The organism is Pseudomonas sp. NBRC 100443, assembly GCF_030268185.1.
Taxonomy (GTDB): Bacteria; Pseudomonadota; Gammaproteobacteria; order Pseudomonadales; family Pseudomonadaceae; genus Pseudomonas; species Pseudomonas citronellolis.
This window is the reverse complement of record NZ_BSQE01000005.1, coordinates 80,334-103,546: the sequence shown is the minus strand read 5'-3', so window position 1 is coordinate 103,546 and position 23,213 is coordinate 80,334. Positions and strand designations below refer to the sequence as shown.

Below are 23,213 nucleotides of genomic sequence, written 5' to 3'. Positions count from 1 at the left end.
AGTGGGCCCAATCAAGGAGCCCCTATGCAGTTCGATCCCCGCAGCGGCTGGTGCCAGGGCGTCAGCCACTGTCCTTCGCCCAATTTCAACGCCCGCCCGGAGGGGGAGGTGGTCTCCCTGCTGGTGATCCACAACATCAGCCTGCCGCCGGGGCAGTTCGGTACCGGCAAGGTGCAGTGCTTCTTCCAGAACCGCCTGGATGCCGACGAGCACCCCTATTTCGCCGACATCGCGCAAATGACGGTGTCCGCGCACTTCCTCATCGAGCGCGATGGCAGCGTGTTCCAGTTCGTCTCCTGCAACGACCGCGCCTGGCATGCCGGCGTGTCGCGCTTCGACGGGCGGGAGAACTGCAACGACTTCTCCATCGGCATAGAGCTGGAAGGCACCGACGATGAGCCCTACAGCGAGGCGCAATATGCCGCCCTGGCGGTGCTGGGCCGGCAGTTGCTGCAGGCCTACCCGGCCATCACCGCCGAACGCATCCGCGGCCACAGCGACATCGCCCCGGGGCGCAAGACCGACCCGGGCCCGGCTTTCGACTGGCAACGTTTCCTCGCCGCTCTTTCCAAGGAGTCGACATGAGTTTCCTGGTACTGCTGCTGGCCCTGCTGGTAGAGAAGTTCTCCGGCTGGCGCGCGCGCCTGCAGAAGGATGGCGCCTGGCTCGCCTGGCTGGGTATGGTGCAGGGGCTGCCGGCCGTGGCGGCGCGGCCCTGGCTGGCGCTGCTGGTGGCCCTGCTCGGGCCCCTGCTGGTGCTGGCGCTGGTGCTGACGTTGCTGCAGCCGCTGGCCTACGGCCTGCTGGCGCTGCCGGTGCACCTGCTGGTGCTGGTCTGGAGCCTGGGCCGCGGCGACGTGCACCAGGCCATGGGGCCGTTCCGCGACGCCTGGCGCCGCGAGGACCTGCAGGGCGCCTACCACGTCGCCGAACGCGACCTGGGCGTGCAGGCCGATTCCGATGCCGAGCTGTTCGCCCAGGTCCAGGGCATGCTGGTGTGGCAGGCCTTCCAGGGCTTCTTCGCGGTGATCTTCTGGTATGCCCTGCTGGGCCCGGCGGCGGCCCTGGCCTACCGGCTGCTGTCGCTGACCGAGGTGCACCTGGGCCGTACGTCGGGGCTCGGTGAGCGGGCCGCGCTGCTGCGCCATGCCTTCGACTGGCTGCCGGCGCGGGCCCTGGCGCTGAGCTTCGCCTTCGTCGGCAACTTCGTCGCCGTGGCCCGGGTGCTGCTGCACCACCTGCTGGCCTGGGACTTCCCGGCGGCGCGCCTGCTGGCCCTGGCCGCCTGCGTCGGCGAGGACCTGTGCGACGCCACCCCCGGCCCGGCCGGGGTGGCCAGCCTGGATGCGCTCTGGCAGCTGCTGGTGCGCACGGCGGTGTTCTGGTACGCGGCCTTCGCCCTGTGCGCGATTTTCCTCTGAGTACCGCACGTCGCCACTGATGGCGTTTTAACCTTAAGTTACAGAACGTCCCGCCGATATCGGGTACACAGGAGCCTGCGCCAAGCGCGGGCTCGTAGCCCGCCTCGGCCATCCCACACAAAAACAACAACGGGAACAGGAGACGTCTTACGTGAAGACCGTGCTCTATCCAGCTATCGCACTGATGAACCGCCTGAGCTTCGGCATGAAGTTCAGCCTCATCAGCGTGCTCTTCTTCCTGCCGATGCTGGTGACCAACTTCTACCTGGTGCGTGATTCCTACCGCCAGTTCGTCAGCACCCGCGCCGAGCTGCAGAGCCTGCAGCTGATCGCCTCGGGCATGCAGATCCGCCGCGACGTCGAGGCCTACAACGATCTCCTGCAGATCAACATCGGCATCGGCCAGACGCGCACCACCGGCGACCTGGACAGCCGCATCGGCCAGCTGCAGCAGCGCCTGCACGCGGCGCTTTCGGCGCTGCAGCCGGTGGCTCGGGACAGCGAGCAGGTGGCCGCCTTCACCGCCAAGCGCGACGAGCTGCTCGCCGCCCTCAAGGCCGTGGAGACCGAAGGCTCGATGCAGAGCAAGGCAGGCATGGCCATGCGCCTGCTGAGCAACGTGCAGATCTTCAACAAGCTGCTGGCCACGCAGTCCGGGCTGAGCCAGGACGACAGCGCCGAAGTGCGGCAGATGGCCGACCTGATCAGCAGCGTCACCCCGGCGGTCACCGAGACCATCAGCCGCGGCCGCGTGCTGGGCACCGCGGCGCTGGGCCAGGGGTTCCTCAATTCCTCCACCAGCAGCAAGCTCGACGACCTGCTGCAGGACCTGGAGAAGCTCCACGCCGAATACGCCCTGAAGCTGCAGGAGGCGCTGGGCGCCAGCAGCGCGGCGCAGCAGGCGCTGGCCGGCGAGGCCGAGGCCAGCCGCGAGACGCTCAAGAGCCTGGGCAAGCTGATCGAGGACAAGGTGGTGATGGCCGACTCCCTCGACCTGCCCTGGGCGCAGTTCTACGACCAGATCAGCCAGGGCATGGACAAGACCTACCAGCTCAACGACAAGGTGCTCGGCTACCTCGGCGGCCAGCTGGAGCAGCGCCTGACCGGCAAGCAGGCGCAGATGGTCCTGCTGGTGGTGGCGCTGCTGGTGGTGTTCCTCGCCATCGTCTACCTCTACGGCGGTTTCTACGTCTCCACCCGCTCCACGCTCAAGAGCCTGGGCGCGATGATGGAGCGCGTCGCCGCCGGCGACATGACGGTCAACTACCAGGCGCAGAGCCGCGATGAGCTGGGCGAGCTGGGCCAGGCCTTCAACGAGACGGTGCGCCGCGTGCACGACCTGATCGAGCAGGTGGGCCGCACCGTGGCCGAGGTTGAGCGGCAGACCGGCCGCGTGGAAGTGGTGTCGGCGCAGAGCAACCAGGCGGTGGCCGGCCAGCGCGACCAGATCGAGCAGGTGGCCACGGCGATGAACCAGATGGCCGCCACGGCCCAGGAAGTGGCGCGCAGCGCCGCCGCCGCGGTGGGCAGCGCGCAGAGCGTGAACCAGGAGACGGTCAGCGGCCGCGACCTGGTGGAATCCCAGGTGGGCAGCATCCAGCGCCTGGCCGCGGAGATCGACCAGTCGGTGGAAGTGATCAACCAGCTGGCCGCCGACAGCGCCTCCATCAGCCGCGTGCTGGACGTGATCAAGGGCATCGCCGAGCAGACCAACCTGCTGGCGCTCAACGCCGCCATCGAGGCGGCCCGGGCCGGCGAGCAGGGCAGGGGCTTCGCGGTGGTGGCCGACGAGGTGCGCACTCTGGCCAAGCGCACCCAGCAGTCCACCGAGGAGATCGAACAGATGATCTCGCGCCTGCAGAGTGGCGTGGGCGCGGCGGTGAAGGCCATGGGCAGCAGCCACCAGACCGCCGACGGCACCGTCAGCCAGTCGGCGCAGGTGCAGCAGGCGCTGGACAACATCCTCGGCGCGGTGGGCATGATCGTCGACCAGAACCAGCAGATCGCCGCCGCCGCCGAGCAGCAGACCACGGTGGCCCACGACATCGACCAGAACATCGTGCAGATCAACCAGGCCGGCGAGCGCACCGCCCTGGGCGCCAACGAGACCGAGCGCGCCAGCCGCGAGCTGTCCGAACAGGTGGTGGAACTGAAGCGGCTGATCGGCGCCTTCAGGGTCTAAAGGGTTTCACCAGCAGCCCGGCATCCGCGCGAGCGCAAGGATGCTTCCCCATCTCGCGGGTGCCGGGTTGTCGGTGAAAAGGCTGTCGCCGGGAGCGTAGGGCGTATAACGCTCCGCGTTATACGCCGTTTGGCCTCGCCTCCCGGCGGCTCCGGGGTTGATATTGGCGTTGGCTGTGGCTCCGGTGTATCGGCGGATAACCGCGAACGGTTATCCGCCCTACGTTATGGATGGATCTGGTGTAGGGCGGATAACGCCTACGGCGTTATCCGCCGTCTGGCCTTGATTCGCGGCGGCTCCGAGGTTGACCTTGGCGTTGGCTGTGGCCCTGGTGTATCGGCGTACAACCGCGAACGGTTGTACGCCCTACGTCCAGCCGAAAACCTCCCCCGCATTCCGCGTACTAACCTCCGCCAACTCCTCCGCACTCACCCCCCGCAACGCCGCCAGCGCCTCGCAGATCGCCGGCAGGTGCTCCGGGCTGTTGCGCTGGCCGGGGAACATCGCCGGGGCCATGTCCGGGGCGTCGGTTTCCAGCACGATCGACTCCAGCGGCAGTTCCGCCACCGTCTTGCGCAGGCGGTTGGCCTGGGGCCAGGTGGGCGCGCCGCCCAGGCCCAGGCGGAAGCCCAGCTTGATGTACTCGCGGGCTTCCTCGCGGCTGCCGGCGAAGGCGTGGACGATGCCGCGGCGCGGCGGGCGGAAGCGCTTGAGGGTGGCGATCATCGCGGCGTGGGCGCGGCGCACGTGGAGCAGCACCGGCAGTTCGCAGTCGATGGCGATGCGCAGCTGTTCCTCGAACAGCGCCTGCTGCGCCTCGCGGTCCAGGTCCTCGAGGTAGTAGTCCAGGCCGATCTCGCCCACAGCGCACAGCTTCGGGTGGCCGGCCAGGCGTTGCAGGTGCTCGCGCAGGTCGCGCAGGTGTTCGGGGCGGTGCTGCGCCAGGTAGATCGGGTGCAGGCCCAGGGCGGCGTAGAGCGAATCGTTTTCCTCTGCCAGTCGCAGCACCCTTTCCCAGGTTTCGCGGAACACCCCCAGCAGCACCTGGCGCTCCACGCCGAGCCTGGCGCAGCGTTGCAGCAGGGCGGCGCGGTCGGCGTCGAAGTCCGGGAAGTCGATGTGGTTGTGGGTGTCGACCAGGCGCATGGCGGTCACCCGGCGCGCAGCTTGAGGGTGCGCGGGATGGGGTGCACGCCGGGCTGATAGTGCTCGTGTTCCACGGCCTCCAGGGCCAGGTCCAGCGCGCGGGCGGCGATCAGCGCGTGCTGCTGGGAGATGGCGTTGACCTTCAGCGGCACGAAGTCGAGCAACTGGGTATCGCCGAAGGTGCCCAGGCGCAGGTCGCTCGGCCAGCCGCCGGGCAGCGCCTGGAACACGTCGAACACGCCTTCGAGCAGCACGTAGGAGGTGGTGATCAGCGCGTCCGGCAGGTAGCCCAGGCGCTGCAGCAGGCCTTCCATCAACTGGCGGCCGCACTCGCGGCTGAAGCTGGCGCCCTGTTCGATGAAGCGCTCGCCGCCAAAGCCCTGCAGGGCCTGTTCGAAGCCGGCGCTGCGCTCCTGGCTGATGATCAGCTCCGGGCGCGCGCCGAGCAGGGCGATGTGCCGCGGCGCGGGCTGCAGCAGGGTGGCGGTGAGGCGCTGGGCGGCATCGCGGTCGTCGCTGACCACCGAGCAGAAGCGCCGTGGGTCCAGCTGGCGGTCGATGGCGATCACCGGCACGCCCTTGTCCAGCAATAGCTGGTGGCTGTCGTCGTCGGCCGGCAGGCAACTGGCCACCACCAGGGCGTCGCAGCGCCGCGCGCGGAACAGGTTCAGGGCCTGGCGCTCGCTTTCCGGTTCGTCGTCGGAGCAGGCGATCAGCAACTGGTAGCCGCGGGCGCGGGCGCCCTGTTCCAGCAGCTTGGCGATGCGCGCGTAGCTGGGGTTCTCTAGGTCCGGGAGGATGAAGCCGAGGGTGCGCGTCTGCCCGCGGCGCAGGCTGGCGGCCTGCTGGTCGGGGTGGTAGCCGTGGGCCTCGATCACCGCGCGCACGCGCTCCACGGTGGCCGCGCTGATGCGCCGCTGCACGGCCTTGCCGTTGATGACGTAGCTGGCCGTGGTCACCGAGACCCCGGCCAGACGGGCGATATCACTGAGTTTCAACACATACCCCGGCACTGCTGACTGACAACTGGAGGCTTCCAAGGATCACGCATTATCGGGTAACGTGCCAGTCTCAATAGGTGAAACGATTCAGCAAAAGCTGTCCCCCTGCCTGCGGCCACTATGCTGGTCACCAGGGACAGCCTCGCTGTTCACCCCAACAAGCGGATAACCGCCCCGTTTCGGCAGCCCGGCTTTCCTCCCGGGCGAGCCGCTGAGGAGAACGATGTGCTCGAACTGACCGCGCAGCAGGTCCGCATGCAACAGCGGGCCGCGGACAAGCCGGCCGCCCTCGAACTGCTCTGCCAGGCCCTGGAGGCCGACGGCCTGGTCGAGCCGGGCTACCTCGCCGGGCTCAAGGATCGCGAGGCCCAGGGCTCCACCTACCTCGGCCAGGGCATCGCAATCCCCCATGGCACCCCGCAGACCCGCGACCTCGTGCGCCGCACCGGCGTGCGCCTGCTGCACTTTCCCGACGGCGTGGACTGGGGCGACGGGCAGATCGTCTACCTGGCCATCGGCATCGCCGCGCGCTCGGACGAGCACCTGAACCTGCTGCAACTGCTGACCCGCGCCCTGGGCGAGGGCGACACCGGCGCGGTGCTGCGCGAGGCGCAGGATGCCGAGCAACTGCTGAAGGCCCTGAGCGGCGCCCCGCAAGCCCTGGCCCTGGACGCGCAACTGGTGGCGCTGGGGCAGGGCGCCGAAGACTTCGACGAACTGCTGCTGCTCGCCGCGCGCCGGCTCAAGGTCGCCGGCTGCGTGGAGAGCGGCTTCCTCGCCGCGTTGCAGCAAGGCGAGGCGCTGCCGCTGGGCGAGGGCCTGTGGTGGCTGGGCGGCGGCGAGAAGGTCAGCCGGCCCGGCCTGGCCTTCGTCACCCCGCAACGCGAGCTGCAGCACGCCGGCCAGCCCCTGCGCGGGCTGTTCTGCCTGGCCGAGCGCGGCGATGCGGCGTGCGTTGTGCTGGAGCGCCTGTGCGACCTGCTGGTGGACGGCCGCGGCGCCGAACTGGCCCGTGCGACTTCGGTACGCGCCGTGCTGGAGGCCCTGGGCGGCGAGCTGCCGGTGGATTGGCCGAGCCTGCGCGTGCCCCTGGCCAACCCCCATGGCCTGCATGCGCGGCCGTCGCAGGTGCTGATGCAGATGGCCCGCGACTTCGACGGCGAAATCCGCGTGCGCATCGCCGACAGCGAGGCGGCGCCGGTATCCATCCGCAGCCTGAGCAAGCTGCTCAGCCTGGGCGCGCGGCGTGGCCAGGTGCTGGAATTCTTCGCTGAACCTGCGATCGCCGAGGCGGCCCTGCCGGCCCTACGCGAGGCGGTGGAGCAGGGCCTGGGCGAGGACGTCCTGCCGCTGACGGAAGCGCCCGTGGAGCCCGAGACGCCGGCCGAGCCGGAAGCGCACCTGCCCGAACTGGTCCGGGGCGAGTGGCTGGATGCCATCGCCGCCGCCCCGGGCATCGCCAGCGGCCCGGCGCACCTGCAGGTGGAGCCGAAATTCCAGTACCCCGCCCGCGGCGAATCCCCCGAGATCGAGGCGCAGCGCCTGGCCGAGGCCAAGGCCGCCATCGCCACGGAGATCGAGGCCCTGGTGGAGCACAGCCGCAGCAAGGCGGTGCGCGACATCTTCGTCACCCACCAGGCCCTGCTCGATGACCCCGAACTGGGCGCCGAAGTGGCCGTGCAACTGGCCGATGGCGCCAGCGCCGAAGCGGCCTGGCACGCGGTGATCGAACGGGCCGCCAGCCAGCAGGAGGCCCTCGGCGACGCCCTGCTCGCCGAGCGCGCGGCGGACCTGCGCGACCTTGGCCGCCGGGTGCTGGCGCGCCTGTGCGGGGTGAGCCTGGCCGCCGAGCCGGCGCAGCCGTACATCCTGGTGATGGACGAGGTCGGCCCCTCCGACGTGGCGCGCCTGGACCCCGAGCGCGTGGCCGGCATCCTCACCGTGCGCGGCGGTGCTACCTCGCACAGCGCCATCATCGCCCGCGCCCTGGGCATTCCCGCCCTGGTCGGCGCCGGTGAAGGGCTGCTGGCGCTGCCGCCGGGCACGCCGCTGCTGCTCGACGGCGAGCGCGGCCGCTTCGTGGTGGCGCCCGCGGACGAGGTGCTGGAACAGGCCCTGCGCCGGCGTGAGGAACACCAGCGCCGCCAGGCCCTCGCCGAGGCGCGCCGGCATGAACCGGCGCGCACCCGCGACGGCCATGCGGTGGAAGTCTGCGCCAACCTCGGCGACAGCGCCGGCGCCGCCCAGGCCGTGGAACTGGGCGCCGAAGGCGTGGGCCTGCTGCGCAGCGAGTTCGTCTTCCTCGACAGCCCGCGCGCGCCGGACCTGGCGGCCCAGGAAGCCGAGTACCGCCGCGTGCTCGACGCCCTCGGCGGCCGTCCGCTGGTGGTGCGCACCCTCGACGTAGGCGGCGACAAGCCGCTGCCGTACTGGCCGATCCCGGCCGAGGCCAACCCCTACCTGGGCGTGCGCGGCATCCGCCTGACGCTGCAGCGCCCGCAGATTTTCGAGACGCAACTGCGCGCCCTGCTGCAGGCTGCCGCCGGGCGGGCGCTGCGGATCATGTTCCCGATGGTCGGCCAGGTCGAGGAATGGCGCCGGGCGCGCGACCTGGCGCTGGCCCTGCGCGAGGAATACGACTGCGCCGACCTGCAGCTGGGCATCATGGTCGAGGTGCCCTCGGCGGCGCTGCTGGCGCCGGTGCTGGCGCGCGAGGTGGACTTCTTCAGCGTCGGCACCAACGACCTGACGCAGTACGCCCTGGCCATCGACCGCGGCCACCCGACGCTGTCCGCCCAGGCCGACGGCCTGCACCCGGCGGTGCTGCAACTGATCGACATGACCGTGCGCGCCGCCCATGCCCACGGCAAGTGGGTGGGCGTGTGCGGCGAGCTGGCCGCCGACGCCCAGGCGCTGCCGGTCCTGCTGGGGCTGGCGGTGGACGAGCTGAGCGTGTCCGCGCGCAGCATCCCGCTGGTGAAGCAGGGCGTGCGCGAGCTGGACCTGGGCCGGGCCCGCGAACTGGCCGGCGCCGCCCTCGGCCTGGCCTCGGCGGCGGAGGTCCGCGCCCTGGTGGCGCGGGCCCTGGGGGAGGCGCGCTGATGGCCCGCATCCTCACTCTCACCCTGAACCCGGCGCTGGACCTCACCGTGCGCCTGCCGAGCCTGGAACTGGGCGCGGTGAACCGCAGCGAGGCGGTGTTGGCCCAGGCCGCCGGCAAGGGCCTGAACGTCGCCCAGGTGCTCGCCGACCTTGGCCATGAGCTGAGCGTGGGCGGCTTCCTCGGCGCCGACAACGCCGAGGCCTTCGAGGCGCTGTTCCGCCGCCGCGGCTTCCGCGACGCCTTCGTCCGGGTGCCGGGCGAGACGCGCAGCAACATCAAGCTGGCCGAGCGCAGCGGGCGCATCACCGACCTCAACGGTCCCGGCCTGGAAGTGGATGCCGAGGCCCAGCGGCGTCTGCTGGACGGCCTGGATGAACTGGCCGCCGATCAGGACCTGGTGGTGGTGGCCGGCAGCCTGCCGCGCGGCGTGGACCCGCAGTGGCTGCATGAACTGTTGCTGCGCTTGAAGCGCCTGGGCCTGCGGGTGGCCCTGGACAGCAGCGGCGAGGCCCTGCGCCAGGGGCTGGCGGCCAGGCCCTGGCTGGTCAAGCCGAACGCCGAGGAGCTGGCCGAGGCCTGCGGCCCGGCGGGCGCGGGCGGCGCCGATGCCCAGGCCCGCGCCCTGCGTGCCGGCGGCATCGAGCACCTGGTGCTCTCCGAGGGCGCCGAGGGCGTGCGCTGGTACGGCCCGGACGGGCTGTGGCAGGCGACGCCGCCGAAGGTCGAGGTGGCCAGCACCGTGGGCGCCGGCGACTCGCTGCTGGCGGCGATGGTTGATGGCCTGCTCGCCGGGCGGCCCGCCGCGCAGGTGCTGCGCCAGGCCACCGCGGTGGCCGCCCTGGCCGTGACCCAGTTCGACTTCGGCATCGCCGACCGCGAGCGCCTGGCCTGCCTGCAGGCGCAGGTGGCGGTGCGCGCGCTGGATTGATCCGCCCGCCCGCAGCGCCGGGCGGAGCCATAACAAGAGGTACGACGATGAACCTTGCCCTGATCACTGCCTGTCCCAACGGCCAGGTCACCAGCCTGCTCAGCGCGCGCCTGCTGCGCGCCGCCGCCGAACGCCTGGGCTGGTCGGTGTGCGTCGAGAGCAACGAGCCGCAGCGCCCCGAGCAGCGCCTGAGCGCCGAACAGATCGGCTCGGCCGACCTGGTGCTGGTGGTCAGCAGCCAGCCGCTGGACTTGTCCCGCTTCGCCGGCAAGCCGCTGTTCCAGGCGCGCCCGGCCGAGGCCCTGGCCGAGCCGGCGGCCTTTCTGCAACGCGCCGCCGCCGAGGCGCAGCCCTGGCAAGGCACGCAGGCCGAGGCCAAGGCGGTGCGGGTAGTGGCGGTGACCGCCTGCCCCACAGGCGTGGCGCACACCTTCATGGCCGCCGAAGCGCTGCAGCAGGCCGCCGAGCGCCTGGGCTGGCAACTGCGGGTGGAAACCCAGGGCTCGGTGGGCGCGCGCAACCCGCTGTCGGCCGAGGACATCGCCGCCGCCGACGTGGTGCTGCTGGCGGCCGACATCGAGGTGAACGCCGAGCGCTTCGCCGGCAAGCGCATCTTCCGCTGCGGCACCGGCGTGGCGCTGAAGCAGCCCGAGGCGACCTTGCGCAAGGCCCTGGAGGAAGGCGCCACGGAAAGCGCCGTCGCCGCCGCTGCGCAGAAGCCGGGCAAGGGCGAGGCGCGCGGGCTGTACAAGCACCTGCTGACCGGCGTGTCGTTCATGCTGCCGATGGTGGTGGCCGGCGGCTTGCTGATCGCGCTGTCCTTCGTGTTCGGCATCCAGGCCTTCAAGGAGCCGGGCACCCTGGCTGCGGCGCTGATGCAGATCGGCGGCGAAAGCGCCTTCAAGCTGATGGTGCCGATGCTCGCCGGCTACATCGCCTGGTCCATCGCCGACCGCCCGGGCCTGGCGCCGGGGATGATCGGCGGGCTGCTGGCCAGCAGCCTGGGCGCGGGCTTCCTCGGCGGCATAGTGGCGGGCTTGCTGGCAGGCTACTCGGCGCGCGCGGTGAGCCAGTGGCTGAAGCTGCCGCAGAGCCTGGAGGCGCTCAAGCCGATCCTGCTGATCCCGCTGCTGTGCAGCCTGTTCACCGGGCTGGTGATGATCTACGTGGTGGGCCAGCCGGTGGCCGGGCTGATGAGCGCGCTGACCGATTTCCTGGCCGGCATGGGCACGGCCAACGCCATCCTCCTCGGCCTGCTGCTTGGCGGCATGATGTGCGTCGACCTCGGCGGGCCGATCAACAAGGCCGCCTACGCCTTTTCCGTGGGTCTGCTGGCCTCGCAGAGCTACGCGCCCATGGCGGCGACCATGGCCGCCGGCATGGTGCCGCCGATCGGCATGGGCCTCGCCACCCTGCTGGCCCGGCGCAAGTTCGCCCAGAGCGAGCGCGAGGCCGGCAAGGCGGCGCTGGTGCTGGGCCTGTGCTTCATCTCCGAGGGCGCCATCCCCTTCGCCGCCAAGGACCCGTTGCGGGTGCTGCCGGCGAGCGTGGTGGGCGGCGCGTTGACCGGGGCGTTGTCGATGTACTTCGGCTGCAAGCTGCTGGCGCCCCATGGCGGGTTGTTCGTGTTGCTGATTCCCAATGCGATGAATCATGCGTTGGCGTATCTGCTGGCGATCGTCGTGGGGAGTGTGGTGACGGGGGTGATTTATGCGGTGCTCAAGCGGGATGAGGCGCAGGGGATGGTGGGGGTGCTGGCGCGGGCCGCCGAATGATCCCGTTGGCCGTTTCACCTTCGCCACAACCCACGCCAAGGTCGAATCCGAAGCCGCCTCGGGCCAAGGTCAGACGGCGGATAACGCCGTAGGCGTTATGCGCCCTACGCCAGGCTTGACCGTGACGTAGGGCGCATAACCGTTCGCGGTTATCCGCCGTTTCACCTTCGCCACAACCCACGCCAAGGTCGAACCCGAAGCCGCCTCGGGCCAAGGTCAGACGGCGGATAACGCCGTAGGCGTTATGCGCCCTACGCCAGGCTTGACCGTGACGCAGGGCGCATAACCGTTCGCGGTTATCCGCCGTTTCACCTTCGCCACAACCCACGCCAAGGTCGAACCCGAAGCCGCCTCGGGCCAAGGCCAGGCGGCGGACACCCGGCGTCCCCCTCGCTCCTACGAAGAGCGCCCCTCAGGCGCTGCGCCGCAACGGCTGCTCCTGCGCCGGCACCGGCAGCCGGTGCGAATCCCCCCGGCCCATGGCGAAGTATTCGAAGCCATAGCGCGCCATCCGCTCCGGATCGTAGAGGTTGCGCCCGTCGAAGATCACCGGCGCCTTCAGGCGGCTGGCCAGCAGCTCGAAGTCCGGGGCCTTGAATTGCTGCCACTCGGTGCAGATCACCAGGGCATCGGCGCCGCCCAGCGCCGCCTCGGGGGTGCCCATCAGTGTCAGGCGTTCGTCATGGCCGTACAGGCGCTGGGCCTCGGGCATGGCTTCGGGGTCGAAGGCGCGGACCTTGGCCCCGGCCGCCCACAGCGCCTCCATCAGGGCGCGGCTGGGGGCGTCGCGCATGTCGTCGGTGTTGGGCTTGAACGACAGGCCCCAGAGGGCGAAGGTGCGGCCCTTGAGGTTGCCGCTGAAGTAGGCGGCGATGCGCTCGAACAGCTTGTGCTTCTGGCGCTGGTTGATGGCTTCCACCGCGCGCAGCAGGTCGCTGGAGCAACTGGCGTCGTCCGCGCTGTGGATCAGGGCCTGGACGTCCTTGGGGAAGCAGGAGCCGCCGTAGCCGCAGCCGGGGTAGATGAAGTGGTAGCCGATGCGCGGGTCGGCGCCCATGCCCTGGCGCACCGCCTCGATGTCGGCGCCCAGGTGCTCGGCCAGCTCGGCGATCTGGTTGATGAAGCTGATCTTGGTGGCGAGCATGCAGTTAGCGGCGTACTTGGTCAGCTCGGCGCTGCGCAGGTTCATGCACAGGATGCGGTCGTGGTTGCGGTTGAACGGCTCGTAGATCTCGCGCATCACGTCCAGCACCTCGGGCCGCTCGCAGCCGATGACGATGCGGTCGGGGCGGCGGCAGTCGGCCAGGGCCGAGCCTTCCTTGAGGAATTCCGGGTTGGACACGATATCGAAGTCCAGGCTGCGGCCATGCTGGCTCAGCACTTTGTGGATGTGCGCCTTGACCAGGTCGCCGGTGCCCACCGGCACCGTGGATTTCTCGACGATCACCACCGGCGCCTTGCGGTGCAGGGCGATGCCCTCGGCCACCGCGAACACCGCGCCCAGGTCGGCCGAGCCGTCGGCGAGCGGCGGCGTGCCGACGGCGATGAACTGCACCAGGCCGTGGGCCGCGGCCACTTCCACCTCGCTGGTGAAGCGCAGGCGGCCGGCTTCCAGGTTCTCCTTCACCAGCTCGGCCAGGCCGGGTTCGTAGATGCTCACCTGGCCGCGCTGCAGCTTGGCGACCTTGGCCTGGTCGATGTCCATGCAGACCACGTCGTGGCCCACTTCGGCCATGACCGCGGCCTGCACCAGGCCGACGTAGCCGATCCCGAATACGCTGATTTTCATGGTTGTGTCCCTGGTGGTTACGGGTGATTCGAGCGCACCGCCGTGCTGCCGCCCTGGCTTGGGCCAGCATGCCGGTGCTTCGTTACGGTTCTTTTGCCGCGCGGCGCGTTGATGGTCAGCACGCCGGCGATCACCAGGGCCACGCCGAGGGCGCCGCGGGCGTTCAGCGGTTCGCCGAAGCCGGGCAGCGCGGCGGCGCCCAGGTAGACCAGGGCGTAGCTGATGCTCAGAAGCGAATAGGCGCGGCCCAGCGGCAGGTGGCGCAGGGCGCCCAGCCAGCACAGCAGCGACAGCGCGTAGGCCAGCACGGCGGCGGCGAGCATCCCCAGCAGTGGCAGGTGGTAGGTGCTCAGCGCTTGCAGCCACTGCGCCGGCTCGGGCAGGCGCACCATGGCCCAGCGCATGCCCAGCTGGGCGCCACTGACCAGGCCTACGCTGCCCAGCGCCAGGGCGAAGCCGGTGACGCGGCTCATGCCTGCGCCCCCAGCAGCGCCACGCCGGCGCCGATCAGCACGATGCCCAGCCAGTGGCGCGCATCGACCTGCTCGCCGAAGAGCAGGCGCGCGGCCAGGGTGACCAGCACGAAGTTCAGGCTCAGCATCGGGTAGGCCAGGCCCACCGGCAGGCGCTGCAACAGCAGCAGCCAGAGCAGCAGGGCGGCGCCCAGGCAGGCCATGGCCAGCAGCAGCCAGGGCGACAGCAGCTTGCCCGCAAGGCCGAGGCTGCGTTCGCCCCAGCCGTCCACGGCGAGCTTCTGGGCCACCTGGCCGAGGCAGGTGAGCAGGCACACGGCGGCGAGCAGCAGGGCGGTCATGGCGCGGCCTGCGGGATCAGCAGGAAGACCAGGTGGTTTTCCCGGTAGCTGGTGACGTCCCGCGGCATCAGCGCCAGCTCGGCTTCGTCGCCGGGGCTGTTGACGCGCAGGATCACGCCCACCGGACCCTTGCGGCGCGCATCGGCGAGCCAGGCGGGGAAGCCTTCCAGGCCCAGCGAGCGGCCCTGGGCGTCGGGGTAGCCGAGGCCGTACTTGAGCTCGCCCTCGGTGTTGAGCAGGAACACCTCGCTGCGCCCGGTGCGCCAGGCCAGCGCCGAGGCGCCGCCCAGGTCGTTGCTCAACAGGGTACGGGCGCTGGCCAGCTCCTCCAGATGCTGGGCGATGAACTGGTCGGGCATCTTGCTGTTGACCATGCGTTCGGGCAGCGCCGCCGGCGCCGCGGCCACCAGCAGCCAGGCGGCCAGCGCCGGCGCGGCCCACAGTTGCTGCGGGCGCAGCCATTGCAACGCGCCGCACAGGGCCCAGAGGGCGCAGGCCAGGCCGATCAGTAGCAGGCTCGGCAGTTGCTGGTGGTACAGCGCCTTCTTCGCCTGCAGGAATGCCAGCGCGGCCAGGCCGAGCAGGCCCAGCAGCAGGTTCAGCGCGCCGTTCAGGCGCAGCGCCCGCAGGCGCCCGCTCTCCAGGGCGCCGGCCAGGGCATCGGCCATCAGCAGGGCCAGGGGCGCGAAGCAGGGCATGATGTAGGTCGGCAGCTTGCCCTTGGCCAGGCTGAAGAACAGGAAGGGCATGGCGAACCACAGCAGCAGGAACACCGCGTGAGGCGAGCGGCGCGCCTGCCAGCCGCGCTGGAAGGCGGCGGGGACCAGCAGCGTCCAGGGCGCCGCGCAAGCGAACAGCAGCGGCACGAAGAACCAGAACGGCCGCGCGTGCTGGGCGTCGCTGCCGGCGAAGCGCTGGATGTGCTCGTGCCAGAAGAAGAAATGCCAGAAGTCCGGCTCGCGCAGGTGCACCGCCAGCACCCAGGGCAGGCTGGCCAGCAGCGCCACCAGCACCGCCAGCGGGCCGAGCAGGAAGAGTTCGCGCAGGCGCCGGCGCCATAGCGCGTAGGGCAACGCCACCAGCACCGGCAGCAGGCCGGCGAGGAAGCCCTTGGTCATGAAGCCCATGGCGCAGGCTGCGCCCAGCGCCACCCAGGCGCCGAGGCGGGCACGGGGCGAGGTGGCCTCGAAGGCGAACCACAGGGCGAACAGGCTCAGGTTCACCCACAGGGTGAATTGCGGGTCGAGGTTGGCGTAGCCGGCCTGCCCGGCGATCAACGCGAAGCTGCCGTACAGCAGCGCGGCCATCCACGCCCGGGCCGGCTGCGGCCACAGCCGCCGGCCCAGCAGCCACACCAGCAGGGTGCTGCAGGCGCTGACCAGCACCGAGGCGAAGCGCACGCCGAACAGGTTCTCGCCGAACGCCGCCTGGCCGAGGGCGACCAGCCAGTAGCCGGCGATGGGCTTCTCGAAGTAGCGCAGGCCGAGGAAGTGCGGCGCTACCCAGTCGCCGCCATGCAGCATGTCCTGGGCGACCTGCGCGTAGCGCGCTTCGTCGGGTATCCACAGGCCGTGCAGGCCCAGCGGCACGAGGAAGAACAGGACCAGCACGGCCCCGGCCAGCAGGGAATAGCGCCGGTTCATCGCTGCACGCCCAGCCAGCCTTCGCGGCCCGCCAGGCTGCCGCGGCGCAGCTCGCCCAGCGGCAGCGTCGCCGGGTCGGCCGGCAGCAACTGGCCGAGGGGGCGGAAGCGGATGCCGCCCTCGCGGGCATGGCTCAGCAGCGTGCGGAAGGCGTCGGCCATGACGATGCCTTCCACTTCGGCGTGCACGGTGTAGACGTTCAGCGCCCGCGGGCGGAAACGGGCCATGATGAAGTCGTTGAAGGCGTCGGCGGAAAGGTCCGGGCCCACCACCTCGTCGAAGGTCGGCAGGTCCACCGGCACCTGCGGGGTGCCCGGGCGGCCGTCGGCCAGGCGCGGGCGGAACGGCGAGGCGCCGCGGCAGTCGCTGTTGTAGCGGAAGCCGAAGGCCTCCTTGGCCTGCACGGTGCGCTCGTCGGCGCGCCAGCCGGCCACCGCCGAGCAGTCCACGCGCTGGCCGAGGATGTCGCTGAGGCTGTCCACGCCCAGGGCGATCTGCCGGTGCAACTGCTCGGCGCTCCAGCGCCCGGCGTTGGCCTGCCAGCCGTGGTGGTCCCAGGCGTGCAGGCCGACCTCGTGGCCGGCGGCCAGGGTGCGCCGCATCAGCGGGCCGAGGTCGCGGCCGATGGGCCGGCCGGGCCAGGCGGTGCCGGCCAGGAGGATGTCCCAGCCGTACAGGCTGGCGGCCTTGGAGCGCAGCATCTTCCACAGGAAGCGCGGCCGCGCCAGGCGCCACAGGTGGCGGCCCATGTTGTCCGGGCCGACGCTGAAGAAGAAGGTTGCCTGCACCCCGGCCTCGTCGAGCAGCTCCAGCAGCCGCGGCACGCCGTCGCGGGTGCCGCGGTAGGTGTCGACGTCGATGCGCAGCCCGGCCTGCATCAGCTGGCGATCCTCAGCTTGCCGGCCTGCTGCTGCTCGGCGATGGCCTCGCGCAGGAAGAAGTCGAGGGTCTTGGCGATGGTTTCGCGCATGTGCACCTTCGGTTCCCAGTCCAGCAGGCGGCGGGCGTTGTCGATGCTCGGCTTGCGGTGCGCCACGTCCTGGTAGCCGTCGCCGTAGAAGCTGCGGCTCTCCACCTCGCGGAAGCCGGCGAAGGGCGGGAAGTGCGCGCGCAGCGGGTGGGTCTCGAACTGGCGCAGCAGTTCCTCGCCCAGCTCGCGGATGCTCGCCTCGTTGTCCGGGTTGCCGATGTTGACGATCTGCCCGTCGCAGCGCCCGCCGTCGTTGTCGACGATGCGCGCCAGGGCTTCGATGCCGTCGTCCACATCGGTGAAGCAGCGCTTCTGCGCGCCGCCGTCGACCAGGCGGATCGGCGTGCCTTCCACCAGGTGCAGGATCAGCTGGGTGATGGCCCGCGATGAGCCGATGCGCGCCGAGTCCAGGCGGTCCAGGCGCGGGCCCATCCAGTTGAACGGGCGGAACAGGGTGAAGCGCAGGCCCTTCTGGCCGTAGGCCCAGATCACCCGGTCGAGCAGCTGCTTGGACACCGAGTAGATCCAGCGCTGCTTGTTGATCGGGCCCACCACCAGGTTCGAGCTGTCCTCGTCGAAGCTGGCGTCGCTGCACATGCCGTACACCTCGGAGGTGGACGGGAAGATCACCCGCTTGCCGTACTTCACGCAGTAGCGCACCAGCTTGAGGTTTTCCTCGAAGTCCAGTTCGAACACGCGCAGCGGGTTGCGGGTGTATTCGATGGGGGTGGCGATGGCTACCAGCGGCAGCACCACATCGCACTTCTTGATGTGGTACTCGATCCACTCGGTGTGGATGCTGATGTCGCCCTCGACGAAGTGGAAGTCCGGGTTGCTCTTCAGCCGTTCGATGGCGTCGGAGCCGATGTCCAGGCCGTACACCTCGTAATTGCCGTCGCGCAGCAGGCGCTCGGAGAGATGGTTGCCGATGAAGCCGTTGACGCCGAGGATCAGCACCCGCGTCTTGCGCCGGGGCTTGCCCACCGCGTGCAGCCGCGAGCCGGTCACCAGGCCCATCTCGCGGGCCAGTTGCGCGCCGGCGAGGAACAGCCCGGCGTCGCCCTGCTGGCCGGCGACTACCTCCAGGCTGTCTTCGCCGCAGGCGATGCGCAGCGGCTCCACACTGAGCACGGCGCCGGCCGGGCGGCCCTGGTTGCCGGGCACCACCTTCGATTGCCAGACGATCAGCTTGCGCTCGCCCACCGGGGCGAAGGCGCCGGGGTAGGGCTGCGTCACCGCGCGCACCAGGTTGTGCAGCTCGCCGGCCGGGCGGCGCCAGTCGAGCAGGCCGTCGGCGGGGGTGCGGCGGCCGAAGTAGCTGGCCTGGCTTTCGTCCTGCTCGCGCTCGACGAAGTCGCCTTCGAGCATCGCCGGCAACAGCCGGCCGAGCAGTTGGCCGGCGGCCTCGCGCAGCTTGCCGTGCAGGCTCAGGGCGGTGTCTTCGGCGTCGATGGCCACGCGCTGCTGGGCGATGATGGCGCCGGCGTCGGCGCGCTTGACCATGCGGTGCAGGGTCACGCCGGTTTCGCTTTCTCCGTTGACCAGCACCCAGTTGGCCGGGGCGCGGCCGCGGTAGCGCGGCAGCAGCGAGCCGTGCAGGTTGAAGGTGCCGCGGCGGGCGCAGGCCAGCAGCTCCTCGCCGAGCAGGTGGCGGTAGTAGAACGAGAAGATGAACTGCGGCTGCAGCTCGTGGATGCGCGCGATCCACAGCGGATGGTTGACGTCCTCCGGGGCGTGCACCGGGATGCCGCGCTGCGCGCACAGCTGCGCCACCGAGCCGAAGAAACGGTTCTCGCGCGCATCGTCGGCGTGGGTGAACACCGCGTCGATCTGGTAGCCGGCGGCCAGCAGGGCTTCGATGCCGGCGCAGCCGATGTCGTGGTAGGCGAATACGAGGGTCTTGGCGCTCATTGGGCTAGGGACTCGACGGCAGGGGTAGGGGAGATCGACGCGGTGCTGGCGGTGGGCAGGGCCGCGCCGCGCGCCACGCGCTCGATGAAGAAGCGCGGGCGGGCGCGCACGTCGTTGTACATGCGGCCCAGGTACTCGCCGAGCAGGCCCATGCCGACCAGCTGCACGCCGCTGAACAGGAAGAGGATGGCGAACAGCACGAACAGGCCGTTGCCGGCCCAGGCCGCGCCGAACAGCAGGCGCAGCACCAGCAGCAGGGCGCCGAAGGCGGTGCCGGCCAGGGCCATGCCGGCGCCGACCAGGCTGAGCAGGCGCAGCGGGCTGGTGGTCATGCAGGTGACCAGGTCGAACATCAGGTTGACCAGGCGCAGGAAGCCGTACTTCGACTCGCCGTGCTCGCGCTCGGCGTGGCCGACCACGATCTCGCTGGTGTGGCGGGCGAAGCTGTTGGCCAGGATGGGGATGAAGGTGCTGCGCTCGCGGCAGGCCAGCATCGCCTTGACGATGCCGCGGCGGTAGGCGCGCAGCATGCAGCCGTAGTCGCTCATGGCCACGCCGGTGGAGCGCTGCACGGCCAGGTTGATCAGCTTCGACGGCCAGCGGCGCAGGGCCGAGTCCTGGCGGTTGCCGCGCACCGTGCCGACCACGTCGTAGCCCCTGGCGGCCTGCTCGACCAGGCGCGGGATTTCCTCCGGCGGGTTCTGCAGGTCGGCGTCGAGGGTGATCACCAGGTCGCCGCGGCACTGCTCGAAGCCGGCCATGATCGCCGCGTGCTGGCCGTAGTTGCGGTTGAGGATGACCGCCAGCACGTGGCTGTCGGGCGCCTCGGCGGCTTCCTGGAGCAACTCGGCGGAGCCGTCGCGGCTGCCGTCGTCGATCAGCACGATTTCGTAGGCGCGGCCGAGCTGGTGGCAGGCGGCGTTGGTGCGGCGCAGCAGTTCGGGCAGGCTGTCCTGCTCGTTGTACACCGGGATGACCACGGAGACGCAGTCGATGGCATAGGGTTTCACGGGTTCACCGAAGAAGGGTTTCGCAGGCCCCGACCACGTGCTCCAGGTCGGCGTCGGTCATGTCGGGGAACAGCGGGATGGAACACAGGCGCGCCGAGTTCCATTCGGTGGCGGGCAGGCTGACGCCGGGGAAGCGCTGGCGGTACCAGGTGTGCAGGTGGGTGCCGATGAAGTGGATGCCGCTGCCGATGCCGCGCTGCTGCAGGGCCTGCATGAAGGCGTCGCGATGCATGCCGCAGGCCTGCTCGTCGATGCGCAGGATGAACAGGTGCCAGGCGTGCTGCTGCGGGTAGCCGGGCACGCTCAGCGGCTGCACCGGCAGGTGCGCCAGGCGCTTGAGGTACTGCGCGGCGAGTTCGGCGCGGCGGGCGTTGAGCGCGTCCAGGCGCTCCAGCTGTATCAGGGCGATGGCGGCGTTGATGTCGGTGAGGTTGTACTTGAAGCCCGGCTCGATCACCTGCGCCTGGGGCTTGCGGCCGTGGCTCAGGCGGTCGTAGGCGTCCACCCCCAGGCCGTGGAACTTCAGGGTGCGCACGCGGTTGGCCAGGGCCTCGTCGTCGCTGACGAACATCCCGCCCTCGGCGCAGGTCATGTTCTTGATCGCGTGGAAGGAGAAGATCGCCGTGCCGCGCGCGCCGACGTGGCGGCCGCGGTAGCGGGTGCCGGCGGCGTGGGCTGCGTCCTCGATCACCGCGATGCGGTGTTTTTCGGCCAGCGCGTAGAGCGGGTCGAGGTCGAAGGCGGCGCCGGCGTAGTGCACCGGGATGATCGCTTTCGTGCGCGGGGTGATGGCTGCCTCGATGCGCGCGGCGTCGGTCATCAGGGTGTCGCGGTCGACGTCGACGAACACCGGCGTGGCGCCCAGCAGGCAGATCATGTTGGCGGTGGACACCCAGGTCTGCGACGGGGTGATCACCTCGTCGCCCGGGCCGATGCCCAGCGCCAGCAGGGCGATGTGCATGGCGCCGGTGGCCGAGGCCACGGCCACCGCGTGCTTGCAGCCGACGTAGTCGGCGAAGCGCTGCTCCAGCAACTGGTTCTGCGGGCCGGTGGTGATCCAGCCGGAGCCGAGCACTTCGCTGACGGCCTGGATTTCTTCGGCGCCGATGCTGGGCCGGGAGAAGGGGAGGAACGCGTTGTCCATGCGGGTCACGGGACTGTGGCCATTGGGTGCGTCCATGCTCGCCGAGCATTCGTTAAGAACCCGTTATGAGCATGTTCGGAAAATGTCGGCTGGCCGCCTGCACCGTCCCGGGGCGGCGGAAAAACGCTGACCTGGGCCGCCGGCGCCCTTCGCCAGAGTCTTCGGCGCTTGCCGCGGCGGGCGCCGAAAATGGGCCTGCAGGCCGCGGCCGCTCTATTCCGGGGCAAATTGAACGATCGCTCGATTTGGCCGGAAAACACTGTTGAACACTCGTTCATTCGTGGTTATGGTGATGCCACGCCCCGCCGCCGAACGCCGTTCAAGCCGCGGGTTCTCCGTCATTCGGGTGAGGTCCGTGCATGCGTTATTCGTCGCTTGTGGACAGGATGGTCGGGCCAGGCGCAGCCGCCTGGGATATCCACTACGCCGCCGTGGCGGCGCAACGCGCCGGGGAGGACGCGATCGTCCTCAGCGTCGGCGATCCGGACTTCGCCACCCCGGCCTTCATCACCGACGCCGCGGTGGCCTCGCTGCAGGCCGGCGACACCCACTACAGCGACGTGGCCGGGCGCCCGGAACTGCGCCAGGCCATCGCCGACCTGTACCGGCGGCGCTTCGACCTGCAGGTGGGCGCGGACAACGTCATCGTCCTCGCCGGCGCGCAGAACGCCCTGTTCGCCGCCGCCCTGTGCCTGCTGGAGGCCGGCGACGAAGTCATCGTCTTCGACCCGGTCTACGTCACCTACGAGGCCACCCTGAAGGCCACCGGCGCCAAGCTGGTGGCGGTGCCCACTCCCGCCGACAACGGCTTCCGCCTCGACGCGGCGGCCCTGGAAGCGGCCATCACCCCGCGCACCAAGGCGATCTTCTTCGCCAACCCGAACAACCCCACCGGCGTGGTCATGCGCCCCGACGAGCTGCGTGCCATCGCCGCCGTCGCCGAGCGCCACGACCTCTGGGTGGTGGTGGACGAGGTGTACGAGGCGCTGACCTTCGAGCAGCCGCACCAGAGCTTCGCCGCGCTGCCGGGCATGGCCGCGCGCACCCTGAGCCTGGGCAGCCTGTCCAAGTCCCACGCCATGACCGGCTGGCGCGCCGGCTGGATCGTCGCCGAGCCGAAGCTGGTCGGGCACATCGAGAACCTGGCGCTGAACATGCTCTACGGCCTGCCCGGCTTCGTGCAGGAGGCCGCGCTGGCGGCGGTGCGCCGCCACGACGAGGTGGCCGCCGGGATGCGCGAGGTCTACCGCCGGCGCCGCGACCTGGTGCTGCGGCAGCTGGCGCGCAGCCCGCGGCTGAAGGTGCTGAGCCCCGAGGCCGGGATGTTCGTGATGGTCGACGTGCGCGGCACCGGCCTGAGCTCCCTGGACTTCGCCTGGCAGCTGTTCCGCGCCCGCGGCGTGTCGGTGCTCGACGCCGCCGCCTTCGGGCCCCAGGCCGACGGCTTCGTGCGGCTGTCCTTCACCCTGGCCGACGAGACCCTGGCCGAGGCCTGCGAGCGCATCCTCGGCTTCGTCGAGGGTTTGCCCGTGGCCTCCCCTGTAGGAGCGGGCCCTGCCCGCGAATCGCGCGCAGGGCGCGCTCCTACACAGAGCGTGCTCGCCAGCAAACCCGTGATCGAAGTCCGCGACCTGCACAAGCGCTTCGGCCAGTTCGAGGTGCTCAAGGGCGTCTCGCTGTCGGCCCGCGAGGGCGGCGTGGTGTCGCTGATCGGCGCCAGCGGCTCGGGCAAGAGCACCCTGCTGCGCTGCATCAACATGCTGGAGGTGCCCAACGCCGGCAGCGTCAGCGTCGACGGCGAGATCATCCGCCTCGACCAGGACCGCCACGGCGAGCCGCGGGTGGCCGACCAGAAGCAGCTGACGCGCATCCGCTCGCGGCTGGGCATGGTGTTCCAGAACTTCAACCTGTGGCCGCACCGCACCGTGCTGGAGAACCTGATGGAGGCGCCGACCTTCGTCCTCCACGAGAGCAAGGCCGAGGCCCGCGAGCGCGCCGAGGCGCTGCTGGCGCGGGTGGGCCTGGCGGAGAAGCGCAACGAGTACCCGGCCTTCCTCTCCGGCGGCCAGCAGCAGCGCGTGGCCATCGCCCGCGCCCTGGCGGTGCGGCCGAAGGTGATGCTGTTCGACGAGCCGACCTCGGCGCTGGACCCGGAGCTGGTCGGCGAGGTGCTGCGGGTGATCCGCTCGCTGGCCGAGGAGGGCCGCACCATGATCCTGGTGACCCACGAAATGGCCTTCGCCCGCGACGTCTCCAGCCACGTGGCCTTCCTCCACCAGGGCCTGATCGAGGAGGAGGGCACCCCCGAGGAGGTCTTCGCGCGGCCGCGCAGCGAGCGCTGCCGGCAGTTCGTCAACGCCCACCAGAATCGTTGAA

At 70.6% G+C, this 23,213-nt stretch carries 17 protein-coding genes and 1 pseudogene; 8 read left to right on the top strand and 10 right to left on the bottom strand.

Annotation, left to right across the window (positions count from 1 at the left end):
* Positions 1-24: 24 nt before the first annotated feature.
* The 4 genes and pseudogenes from ampD (at position 25) to QSJ95_RS32970 (ending at position 3,603) form a co-directional block, all read left to right on the top strand.
* Entirely contained in the window at positions 25-585 is a 561-nt protein-coding gene (ampD, locus tag QSJ95_RS08200; protein WP_285641482.1) for a 1,6-anhydro-N-acetylmuramyl-L-alanine amidase AmpD, read from the top strand.
* Positions 582-1,421: a regulatory signaling modulator protein AmpE gene (gene ampE / locus QSJ95_RS08195; protein WP_285641480.1), complete on the top strand. Its 840-nt coding sequence runs from the start codon at positions 582-584 to the stop codon at positions 1,419-1,421. The genes ampD and ampE overlap by 4 nt, the downstream gene beginning before the upstream one ends.
* A gap of 184 nt (positions 1,422-1,605) precedes the next feature.
* Positions 1,606-2,697, top strand: a pseudogene (locus tag QSJ95_RS32975) (methyl-accepting chemotaxis protein); the annotation flags it as partial.
* Positions 2,674-3,603: a methyl-accepting chemotaxis protein gene (locus tag QSJ95_RS32970; RefSeq protein WP_371857770.1), complete on the top strand. Its 930-nt coding sequence runs from the start codon at positions 2,674-2,676 to the stop codon at positions 3,601-3,603. The pseudogene QSJ95_RS32975 and the gene QSJ95_RS32970, both read left to right, overlap by 24 nt.
* Positions 3,604-3,969: 366 nt before the next feature.
* Here the strand turns inward: QSJ95_RS32970 and QSJ95_RS08185 are convergent, their stop codons facing one another.
* A complete protein-coding gene (locus QSJ95_RS08185) occupies positions 3,970-4,749 on the bottom strand; it encodes a TatD family hydrolase (RefSeq protein WP_285641478.1) in 780 nt (259 codons plus the stop codon).
* A 5-nt stretch (positions 4,750-4,754) separates the two neighbouring features.
* Positions 4,755-5,747 carry a catabolite repressor/activator gene (gene cra / locus QSJ95_RS08180; RefSeq protein WP_261746920.1) on the bottom strand — a complete coding sequence of 331 codons (993 nt, stop codon included), beginning with the start codon at positions 5,745-5,747 and terminating at the stop codon, positions 4,755-4,757.
* 228 nt (positions 5,748-5,975) lie between these two features.
* On the opposite strand from cra, the gene ptsP reads away from it, so the two are divergent.
* The 3 genes from ptsP to QSJ95_RS08165 are packed head-to-tail and all read left to right on the top strand — an operon-like array spanning position 5,976 to position 11,556.
* Positions 5,976-8,852 carry a phosphoenolpyruvate--protein phosphotransferase gene (gene ptsP / locus QSJ95_RS08175; RefSeq protein WP_074977535.1) on the top strand — a complete coding sequence of 959 codons (2,877 nt, stop codon included), beginning with the start codon at positions 5,976-5,978 and terminating at the stop codon, positions 8,850-8,852.
* On the top strand, positions 8,852-9,781 hold the full coding sequence (gene pfkB / locus QSJ95_RS08170) for a 1-phosphofructokinase (protein WP_285641471.1): 930 nt from the start codon (positions 8,852-8,854) through the stop codon (positions 9,779-9,781). The genes ptsP and pfkB overlap by 1 nt, the downstream gene beginning before the upstream one ends.
* 47 nt (positions 9,782-9,828) lie before the next feature.
* Positions 9,829-11,556: a PTS fructose-like transporter subunit IIB gene (locus tag QSJ95_RS08165; RefSeq protein ID WP_256514322.1), complete on the top strand. Its 1,728-nt coding sequence runs from the start codon at positions 9,829-9,831 to the stop codon at positions 11,554-11,556.
* A gap of 412 nt (positions 11,557-11,968) precedes the next feature.
* Here QSJ95_RS08165 and QSJ95_RS08160 read toward each other — a convergent pair whose 3' ends face one another.
* The 8 genes from QSJ95_RS08160 to arnB are packed head-to-tail and all read right to left on the bottom strand — an operon-like array spanning position 11,969 to position 20,837.
* Positions 11,969-13,345, bottom strand: coding sequence for a UDP-glucose dehydrogenase family protein (locus tag QSJ95_RS08160; RefSeq protein ID WP_074977541.1), 1,377 nt, complete (start codon positions 13,343-13,345; stop codon positions 11,969-11,971).
* A 17-nt stretch (positions 13,346-13,362) separates the two neighbouring features.
* Positions 13,363-13,818, bottom strand: a complete 456-nt coding sequence (gene arnF / locus QSJ95_RS08155; protein WP_074977543.1) for a 4-amino-4-deoxy-L-arabinose-phosphoundecaprenol flippase subunit ArnF — start codon at positions 13,816-13,818, stop codon at positions 13,363-13,365.
* Positions 13,815-14,159: a 4-amino-4-deoxy-L-arabinose-phosphoundecaprenol flippase subunit ArnE gene (arnE, locus tag QSJ95_RS08150; protein WP_285641460.1), complete on the bottom strand. Its 345-nt coding sequence runs from the start codon at positions 14,157-14,159 to the stop codon at positions 13,815-13,817. The genes arnF and arnE overlap by 4 nt, the downstream gene beginning before the upstream one ends.
* Complete coding sequence (gene arnT / locus QSJ95_RS08145; protein WP_285641458.1) at positions 14,156-15,802, bottom strand: lipid IV(A) 4-amino-4-deoxy-L-arabinosyltransferase; 1,647 nt, start codon at positions 15,800-15,802, stop codon at positions 14,156-14,158. Before arnT ends, arnE begins: the two co-directional genes overlap by 4 nt.
* Positions 15,799-16,683, bottom strand: coding sequence for a 4-deoxy-4-formamido-L-arabinose-phosphoundecaprenol deformylase (arnD, locus tag QSJ95_RS08140; RefSeq protein ID WP_285641846.1), 885 nt, complete (start codon positions 16,681-16,683; stop codon positions 15,799-15,801). The genes arnT and arnD overlap by 4 nt, the downstream gene beginning before the upstream one ends.
* Positions 16,680-18,683, bottom strand: a complete 2,004-nt coding sequence (arnA, locus tag QSJ95_RS08135) for a bifunctional UDP-4-amino-4-deoxy-L-arabinose formyltransferase/UDP-glucuronic acid oxidase ArnA (protein ID WP_285641456.1) — start codon at positions 18,681-18,683, stop codon at positions 16,680-16,682. The genes arnD and arnA overlap by 4 nt, the downstream gene beginning before the upstream one ends.
* Positions 18,680-19,693: an undecaprenyl-phosphate 4-deoxy-4-formamido-L-arabinose transferase gene (arnC, locus tag QSJ95_RS08130; RefSeq protein WP_285641454.1), complete on the bottom strand. Its 1,014-nt coding sequence runs from the start codon at positions 19,691-19,693 to the stop codon at positions 18,680-18,682. Before arnC ends, arnA begins: the two co-directional genes overlap by 4 nt.
* 4 nt (positions 19,694-19,697) lie before the next feature.
* Positions 19,698-20,837: a UDP-4-amino-4-deoxy-L-arabinose aminotransferase gene (gene arnB, locus QSJ95_RS08125; protein WP_285641452.1), complete on the bottom strand. Its 1,140-nt coding sequence runs from the start codon at positions 20,835-20,837 to the stop codon at positions 19,698-19,700.
* A gap of 359 nt (positions 20,838-21,196) precedes the next feature.
* Between arnB and QSJ95_RS08120 the strand changes: the two genes are divergently transcribed.
* On the top strand, positions 21,197-23,212 hold the full coding sequence (locus tag QSJ95_RS08120) for an aminotransferase class I/II-fold pyridoxal phosphate-dependent enzyme (RefSeq protein WP_285641450.1): 2,016 nt from the start codon (positions 21,197-21,199) through the stop codon (positions 23,210-23,212).
* Position 23,213 lies beyond the last annotated feature (1 nt).